The 1126-nt window shown below is 43.4% G+C and carries 2 protein-coding genes; both read right to left on the reverse strand.

Features of this window, described 5'->3' with window-relative positions; genetic code table 11:
• Positions 1–41: 41 nt before the first annotated feature.
• Entirely contained in the window at positions 42–419 is a 378-nt protein-coding gene (locus ACSZO4_RS25635) for a hypothetical protein (protein WP_437891897.1), read from the reverse strand.
• Between the two features lie 2 nt (positions 420–421).
• The gene (locus ACSZO4_RS25640) at positions 422–862 is read right to left on the reverse strand and encodes a hypothetical protein (protein ID WP_437891898.1); all 441 of its coding nucleotides are present in this window, start codon (positions 860–862) and stop codon (positions 422–424) included.
• Positions 863–1126 lie beyond the last annotated feature (264 nt).

Consider the following 1126-nt stretch of genomic DNA (forward strand, 5'->3'; position numbering starts at 1 on the left):
TGGGCGGCTCATGGTTTGTCGGCGCCTTTGAGGCGCTCACCCTAAAGCCTCCGGCTCTGCCGGAGGATACTTACTTTCCCCGTCTTATTCGGTGTGCCGTAAATCTCTACACAGTTTCCATTATAAATAGGCCTTTGGGGCAACGTAAAGCCTGTTTCTTCCTCTGGAAGCAAGCAATTTCGCAGAGATATTCCTGCATCAGACGGTGTTACAGTACCTGCTTTATAGTCAGGCTTTTGGTGATACCAACCACCCATTACGGCACCGCCGATGATATCTATTTTTGCAAAATAAGGAGTCCCCACTGAAGCGGATTTCAATTTGTTGTTTTTCGGGGTAAATATGGCTTTCGGACTTAATAAATTACAGGCGGAAAGAAAAAACACGCCACTAACAATAAGAGAACGAAAAATTTTCATGTCTATTTTAATGGTCTGAAAACCATTCCTCCGAAAAAACGATTAATGAAAAAAGACAAATCTTTCCCTGGTTTTATTTGATTTGCCACTTGCCCCCATGAAAATAATTTCAATTGAACATGTCCATTTTCATCTTGTATTACAGGTCCGGCCCATGAAATCCAGTGTGTGGGTACTGTTAGTCTTTCATACTGACTGCCCTGCAATAAACTGTCACTGATAAGAGTTACGACATTATACCCTTTATTGACATATTCATTTAAATCACGAATCCCCTGAACGCCAGCCTGAGTGATCCCGACATTGCTGAATACCTTTTCATAACCGGCTCTCTCAAACCATGCAGTTAACGTACGCCACAAAGTGGCACCGGCAACAGGAGAATCAAGTTCATCAAAACTAAACAGAGCATTTTCCGAGTCCCTGAGTCCAGCCAAAGTCATCCAGTCGAGACCTGATATATTATCATACAAATACCCTGCGGGATGACGGCATCCCTCACCTGGAGCTATCTCAAGCTCATTAACTTTGGTTTTTCCATATCTCCATAATTCTCTGACTGCCTGTGCATAGATATCAGGCCGATCTATCTGAAGGCAGTAGAAAAAAACGGCCGGGCCACATACGCTTGGGAAGGTGCGATTTAATCGTCAGTTATGAGAACATAAGGCTTTCTTTGCCATAGATTTTTCACGATGCCCGCACTT

The sequence above is a fragment of the Phytobacter sp. V91 genome (genome assembly GCF_965644225.1).
Taxonomy (GTDB): domain Bacteria; phylum Pseudomonadota; class Gammaproteobacteria; order Enterobacterales; family Enterobacteriaceae; genus CBFFRJ01.

What these genes read in the sequence shown, in the direction of transcription:
- ACSZO4_RS25640 (WP_437891898.1), bottom strand. Translation starts at nt 862, where the DNA reads ATGACTTTGGCTGGACTCAGGGACTCGGAAAATGCTCTGTTTAGTTTT.
- ACSZO4_RS25635 (WP_437891897.1), bottom strand. Translation starts at nt 419, where the DNA reads ATGAAAATTTTTCGTTCTCTTATTGTTAGTGGCGTGTTTTTTCTTTCC.